A 7,975-nucleotide genomic window follows, 5' to 3' on the forward strand; every position below is an offset into this window, starting at 1 on the left:
CTATTCCCTATTCCCTATTCCCTAACGCTATAAAATTTCATCATCAACTGAAAAATCTACCTCTGATTTATCACGTCCAGAGGCAATAAAATCATTTTCAAATGAATCTTTTAACCCAGAAACTAAATCAAATTTTGGCTGCCAATTTAGTTCAGTTATAGCTTTATTTATACTAGCAAAAAAATGTTGAGTTCGTAATGGAAAGGCTTTCTTTTTTCCAAAGTCAAATTGCTTCGGATCGTAATGTACTAACTTAATAGAATCAGGAGATTTTCCAGCAGCTTCAGCACAGGCACGAGCTAAACCATCAAAAGTCACATAACGCTCTCCAGAAACATTATAAATTTGCTCAATTGCTCGATTATTTCCTAATACATTTGCCATTGCCATTGCTAAATCTTTAACATGACCTAATTGAGTAATATGAAGTCCATTTCCCGGAATAGGAATCGGGCGATCGCGTACAATTCTATCAAAAAACCATGCTTCTAAATCGTTATAGTTTTGTGGTCCATAAATATAAGTAGGGCGAATAGAAGTCCAGGGTAAACCTTGATTTGTTAATTCTGTTTCTGTTTCATATTTTCCTAAATGACGACTTTTTGGATCTACAGCATCTCCCTCAATATGAGGCATTTGGTCAGACTTTAAATAAACCCCCGCAGAACTCATATAAATGAAATGTTGTACTTGGTCTTTGAAGATTTCAGCTAAAGGTTTTGTATCAGTTAATTTTCTGCCATTATTATCAAAAATAGCATCAAATTTTTCTGAGGCTAATTTTTCTTTAAGTTGAGTAGCATCGGTGCGATCGCCATGAATTTCTTTAACTTCCGGAACTGGACTAGGTTTATTACCACGGTTAAATAGTACTACCTCATGTCCCTGTTCAACTAGAATTTTAGTTAAATAGACTCCAATAAATCGAGTCCCACCCATAATCAGTATTCGCATTTTTCCTCTTGTTCAGCAACAGTTAATAGATTTCATCATACCCATTTACTAAGCCAAAAGTCAAAAGTGAGATTCCATGGTTAATTTTGAAGAAATAAACAACCTTTATTTTTGCTTTTGTAAGCATTTCCTACAGAATGCTGCGCAAACAGCTATTAGCAGTCAGCTCTCAGCAACAAGAGTCTCTTAATATTAAGACAGTGTTTAATATTAATATAGACTTTAAAAGCAAAGGAGCCAACTTTTGTAGTAAGACAATTAAATATTGCTTTTATCCTAAACTAAGAGTATATAGCTGATAGCTGATGGCTGACGGCTGAATGCTTACTTGGTTTTTTAACTTGATTAAATATCTCAATACAGGTCATTTCAGTTATCAGTTCCTCTAAATGAATAATTACTGCTCAGATTTTGCAAGAGGACTTTGGCAATAACTTTTTATTCTTTCTCAATTTCAAAGCTTGCTTTTATCTTCTAAAAAATTAATTGCTGAAGTCCGCAGTTTTAACCTGATGATGCTAGCTAATAGCTGACAGCTAAATGCCGATCAGCACAGTACTTATTTTTTTGTCCAACATACTTAAATTCAAGATAAATATTAAAATTTAAGGAATAGAGAGGAACGAAAATGGAAGAAGCTAATAAGTAGAGTTTTAAATTCATATTTATTCAAGGAAATTCAATAGAATTATGAACAAATTAATCAAATTAATTTCAAAATTGTTATGGTAAGTATTATATTTACATTTTTATTTCGACAATTTAAAATTTATCAAAATAATGGGGTCTAAAACCCCGCCTTGATTGGCAAAATATTTTTGGAGGGGACTCAACTTCTGACTTCTGACTTCTGACTTCTGACTTCGTTAAAGCAATATCAGGGTAAATGTACTTATGCCTACTCAATATTTAGATAGTTCAAATCAAAAAACATCTCGAAAAACTTCCCTACGCAAAGTTTTTGTATTACCTATTGTGCTGCAAATTATGTTTGCTGTAGGTTTGACTGGATGGCTCTCGTTACGCAACGGACAAAAAGCAGTCAATAATGTTGCTAGTCAATTACTAAATGGAGTAACAACCCGTGTTGATGAACATTTAGAAAGCTATTTAGCAATTCCTCCTTTGATTAATCAAGTTAATAGAGATGCTATTCGCCTCAATAATTTAGATATAGAAAATCTCTGGAGTTGGCAACCATATTTATTTAAACAAATGCAATTATTTCCAAATATTAATAGTATTAGTTTTGGCTCTGCCGAAGGAGAAGCAGTATGGTTATTTAGATCAGAAGATCGACGCTTACAATTAGGGATTAGTGATTATTTAACAGCAGGAAATATAGAACAATATACTATTGATAGACAAGGAAAGATTATTGAACCACCTATTAAAAGTTTTCCATACGACCCCAAAAGTCAACCTTGGTATCAAGCTGTTATCGAAGCAGGAAATCCTACCTGGAGTAAAATTTATCCTTGGATAGATGGAAATGGTTCCACTGTAAATTTTGGCATTTCTAATGGGTTACCTTATTATGATGAACAACGTATTCGTCAAGGTATACTTAATGTGCATTTAACTCTTGATAAAATTAGTCAATTTTTAAGTAAGCTAAAGATAGGTAAGTCAGGAAAAGTATTTATTGTCGAACGCTCTGGATTAATAGTAGCCACATCCACTTCAGAAGAGCTATTTATAACTCTAGATAATGAACAAATTTTACAACGACTGCCAGCATTAGAAAGTAGTGTACCTGTAATTCAAGCTTCAGCACAGTACTTACAAAAAACCTTCTTTGGCTTGACTAAAATCAATCAAAGTCAACAGCTATGTTTTGAATTTAATAATCAACGTCACTTCCTAGAAATTAAACCCGTAAAATATGGTTTAGGTATTGACTGGATTATTGTAGTAGTAGTTCCAGAAGCCGACTTTATGGAGGAAATTTATATTCAACGACGCAATACAATTTTATTATGGTTAGTAGCTTTAGGATTAGCAATACTTGGTGGAATTTTAACTTCTAGATGGGTAATTAAACCAATTATCAGTTTAAATAAAGCAGCCAGGGGTTTTGCTGAAGGAGATTGGCAACAAAAAGTAGACATTAAACACTCTGACGAACTAGGAGAATTAGCCAATTCATTTAATACAATGGCTGTGCAATTACAAGAATCATTTAGTAATCTAGAAGCTAAAAATTCTGACTTACAAAGATTAGATAAACTTAAAGATGAATTTTTGGCCAATACATCTCACGAACTTCGTACTCCTCTGAATGGAATGATTGGAATTGCTGAATCAATGTTAGATGGAGCAACAGGAAAATTATCAAAAGCACAGCAAAAAAATTTATTGATGATTGCTCAAAGTGGTCATAGACTTACAAGTTTAGTCAATGATATTCTAGATTTTTCTAAATTGAAACATGAAAATCTGGAGTTGCAGTTAAAACCTGTAGGCATCAGAGAAATAACAGAAGTAGTTGTCACTTTTTGTCAGTCTTTAATAGGTTCTAAAAATTTAGAGTTAGTTAATTCTATTCCTGTAGATATACCTGCGGTTTATGCTGATGAAAATCGCCTGGATCAAATTTTATATAATCTGATTGGTAATGGGATTAAATTTACAGAGACTGGGAAAGTAGAAATATCGGTAAAGACGATCGATCTACAACAAAATTCGCAGTTCAACGATCAGCATCCAGTTCTCCAAAACCAACAATTAGCAATTACTATTTCTGATACTGGTATTGGTATTGCAGAAGATCAACTAGACAGAATATTTGAATCATTTGAACAAGCTGATGGTTCTACAGCTCGTGAATATGGAGGTACTGGTTTAGGCTTAACAATTACTAAAAAACTGGTGGAATTACACGGAGGAAAAATTTGGGTTAAATCTCAAATTGATATAGGCTCTCAATTTACTTTTACTCTGCCAATATCTACAGAAATTGCTATTAGTAATAATTCCTATATATCAAGTATATCAAGATTTAAAAATGCTAATAATCTAGCTATAACTGAAGAACAAGAAGAAGAAATTATGACTGAAGAAGAGTCAAAAGATGATGTTATTAGACCGCTAGAAACCGACAAAAAATTTAAAATTATGATTGTCGATGATGAACCAGTAAACTTACAGGTACTCGTCAATATTTTATCCCTCCAAAATTATTCTATAGTCCAGGCAATGAATGGTATAGAAGCTTTAAAAATAATTGAAGAAGGTTTTCAGCCCGATCTAGTTTTATTAGACGTAATGATGCCAAAAATGACTGGTTATGAAGTTACACAAAAATTGCGACAAAATTTCTTACCTAGTGAGTTACCAATTCTGATGTTAACTGCTAAAAATCAAGTTTATGATCTAGTAGAAGGATTGAATGTTGGTGCTAATGATTATCTGACTAAACCAATTTCTAAAAATGAACTAAATGCCAGACTAAAAACTCATTTAAGACTATCTCAAATAAATAGTGCTTATGGTAGATTCGTGCCTTACGAATTTCTCAAATTCCTCAAAAAAGACTCAATAATTGATGTAGAATTAGGCAATCATGTAAGTAAAGAAATGGCAGTAATGTTTTCTGATATTCGCTCCTTTACCGCTCTTTCAGAAACAATGACACCCCAAGAAAACTTTAACTTTGTTAATTCATATTTAGGGCGTGTCAGCCCACAAATAAGAGATAATTCTGGGTTTATAGTCAAATATTTAGGAGATGGAATAATGGCTGTATTTCCAAATGGAGCAGACGATGGTGTCAAGGCAAGTATTGCTAAAATTAAAGAAGTTGCAGAATACAATATTATTAGGAAAAATCAAGGTTATAGACCCATTGCCATTGGTATCGGCATTCACTTTGGACAAATGATGGTAGGTATAGTAGGAGAACAAGCAAGAATGCAAGGTGATGCTTTTTCAGATAGTGTAAACTTAGCCGCTCGTTTAGAAGGATTAACAAAATTTTATGGTGTTTCTATAATTATTAGTGAAGCAGTGTTTGATAATTTAGTAGATACAAATCAATATCAAATTAGATTTTTAGACCTAGTCCAGGTAAAAGGGCGGAATCATCCCATTAAAATTTATGAAGTTATGGATGGAGAAACCGAATCTTTGCTAAACTTAAAAAAACAAGTTCAACTCAATTTTTCTCAAGGAGTTTTACATTATCAACAACAAGAATTTACCATGGCAAAGGAATATTTCCAGAAAGTATTAACAGTAAATCAAAATGATAAAGTGGCAGAAATTTATTTAGAACGAGTTAATAATTTTTTATCAGAGGGTATACCTACAAACTGGCAAGGAGTTACAATATGGAATCAAAAATAATCAAAAACTTGAGCAAATTGTATCTGTATAATTGAAGAAATTAGCGATCGCTATCATGCCAAAGTTACCACTAAACTCTCTATTTTGCCAATCCTCACCAAAACTCCCCTTACGATTCATAGTCATTGTCCCATTTGTGCTGCAAATCATAGCAACAGTAGGATTAGTGGGATATCTTTCATTTACAAATGGTAAGCGCGCTATCAACGACCTCGCTAATCAGTTACAAGGTGAAATTACAGCTCGTATTCAACAGAAACTGAATATTTTTTTAGATACTCCTCATTTAGTTAATCAACTAAATGTAAATGCTATTCGTCTTAATCAACTTAATCTTCAAGAAATTAATGATGTGGAGCGTCATTTATGGCAACAAATTCAATCTTTTGACTCCATTGGTGTCATTGGTATTACATCCACATCAGGATCTATGCTTGCAATCAGTCGCCAAGATCGTAATAAATTTAATACCATCATTACAGACGAATCTACAGAAGGAGAACTGCGGGAATATGCTACCAACGCTCAAGGGGTACGGACTAATCTCATAAAAGTCGTTCCGGAGTACGATCCTCGTATACGGCCATGGTATCAAGATGGTATAGGAGCAGGTAAAGCAGGTTGGGGTAAGATGTTTAGATCGCTCATTGATGAAAGAGTAGAAATTATGGCAACTCAACCAGTAATTGATAATGATAATAATGCGATCGCCTTAGTCACTGCTACTCTGACTTTCTCTCAACTTCATGACTTTCTCAAACAGTTAAAAATTAGTAAATCTGGGGAAGCTTTCATTTTAAATCGTTATGGACAATTAATAGCTAGTTCCGCCACTTCTGAATCTTTTATTCAAGAAAATGGGGATCTAGAATTAATTGACGCTTCCAACAGTAACGATCCTTTAGTTAATTCCGCAAGTCAACATCTTAAAGACAGGTTTGAGGACCTCAATCAAATCCAAAGCAATGTATTACTTAACTTTGATATTAATGGTCAACAACAATTTTTACAAGTCGTACCTTTTAGCGATAAATATGGTTTAGATTGGTTAATTTTGGTAGTAATTCCTGAAGCAGATTTTACAGAACGTATTCATACCAATACCCGAATTACTATTGCTCTATGTTTAATTGCATTAATCATAGCAATTATTTTTGGTTTATTCAGTTGTGAATTGATTATTAAACCAGTAAAAAATTTAAAGCAAGCAGCAACTTCTGTCTCTATTGGAAAATGGGAACAAAAAGTCAAAGAAGTTCCCATTGAAGAACTAGCAATATTAGCTCAGGCATTTAATCAAATGACCGAACAATTACAAAAATCATTTGTTGAATTGGAGAACAACAATTCTGCTTTACAACAGGCAGATCGGTTTAAGGATGAATTTATGAAAAATATTTCCCATGAACTTAGGACTCCACTTAATAGTATTATTTGTTCTATAAAATTAATCCTTGATGGGTTTTGTGATAGTCAAGAAGAAGAAGTAGAATTATTAAATCAAGCTGATAAATCTGCTATTCATTTACTAAATCTAATTAATGAACTTTTAGATTTAGTGCAAATTAAACAAGGCAAATTTCCAGTCAACAAAAAGTCAGTAAATTTGTCTGATTGTTTAAATGAAATCATTGATTCTCAGCAGTCTATGATTCAACAAAAAAATTTGCAACTATATAAATCTAATATCTCGAAATCCATATTTGTAGAAGCCGATCCCAATAAGCTAAAGCAAGTATTCTTAAACGTCCTTGATAATGCAATTAAATTTACAGAAACTGGTAGTATTACTATCGAAGCTCAGATTAAACCAAGTCTTAATACTTATGATATAGATCAAGTACCCATTGTAGTAGTAACTATTAAAGATACAGGAATTGGGGTAGAACCAAGCGAACAGTATAAACTATTTCAATCTTTTGTAATGGTAGATGGTTCGACTACTCGTGCCTATAGTGGTTGTGGTTTAGGATTATCAATTTCTCGTAGTTTGATGGAATTGATGGGAGGAAATATTACTTTAGAAAGTGCTGGAAAAAATCAAGGCTCTACAGTTTCTATCTCTTTACCAATTACTATCAAAACTACTTAATAGGAGAGAAGAAAAAAGAGGAATAGAAGGAGAAAATTTTTTGTTTAGCTGGCGCACAATGCACCTTAACGCTACGAACATGGGAATTGTAGAATTCCACGTGTGCTAATAGAAAAAGAGGATGTTTAACCTAAAAACTGATATTGAAGCAATTCATTCTGTACGTTGCTCTAACGACGGCTCCCCTACTTAGGGCTTGCTGATTAAATATCAAAGCATTTACTGATATTGATTTTAGCCTTTTTAGGTATTGAAAAAGTACCTGGTTTTGAGCTATTAGAGCTCAAAAAGGAGCATATTTTGGGCCAGATAGGGGAAGAACAATCTTGGGACGATTCTTCTGACTACCTCTTCTATAATTCCCATTCCTCCTGACTTCCTCCTGATTTCTGGATTCTGGATTCTGGCTCCTACCCTTACCACTCATACTTTTGAGCGCAAACCCTACTTAACTCTTGATATCAAATCCGCCTAACTGCACATAGATATAACGTAACGATTAGGTTTTTAAGCTATTGATTATGAGAAGACATCTGGCGATCATCAAAAATTAAATCAATCCCATACGCATAAATCATCAAT

4 protein-coding genes are annotated in these 7,975 nt (G+C 33.3%); 2 read left to right on the forward strand and 2 right to left on the reverse strand.

Annotated features, from left to right (window positions below; genetic code table 11):
• Positions 1-27: 27 nt before the first annotated feature.
• Complete coding sequence (locus tag AC3DU7_RS13750) at positions 28-954, reverse strand: NAD-dependent epimerase/dehydratase family protein (protein WP_488039898.1); 927 nt, start codon at positions 952-954, stop codon at positions 28-30.
• An 894-nt stretch (positions 955-1,848) separates the two neighbouring features.
• Between AC3DU7_RS13750 and AC3DU7_RS13755 the strand changes: the two genes are divergently transcribed.
• Positions 1,849-5,301, forward strand: a complete 3,453-nt coding sequence (locus tag AC3DU7_RS13755) for an ATP-binding protein (protein ID WP_488039899.1) — start codon at positions 1,849-1,851, stop codon at positions 5,299-5,301.
• Here AC3DU7_RS13755 and AC3DU7_RS13760 read toward each other — a convergent pair whose 3' ends face one another.
• Positions 5,302-5,427 (reverse strand): hypothetical protein, encoded by a 126-nt coding sequence (locus AC3DU7_RS13760; RefSeq protein WP_488039900.1) that lies wholly within the window; start codon positions 5,425-5,427, stop codon positions 5,302-5,304. It abuts the gene before it with no gap.
• A 10-nt stretch (positions 5,428-5,437) separates the two neighbouring features.
• On the opposite strand from AC3DU7_RS13760, the gene AC3DU7_RS13765 reads away from it, so the two are divergent.
• On the forward strand, positions 5,438-7,393 hold the full coding sequence (locus tag AC3DU7_RS13765; RefSeq protein WP_488039901.1) for an ATP-binding protein: 1,956 nt from the start codon (positions 5,438-5,440) through the stop codon (positions 7,391-7,393).
• Positions 7,394-7,975 lie beyond the last annotated feature (582 nt).

It is taken from the genome of Okeania sp., assembly GCF_983059655.1.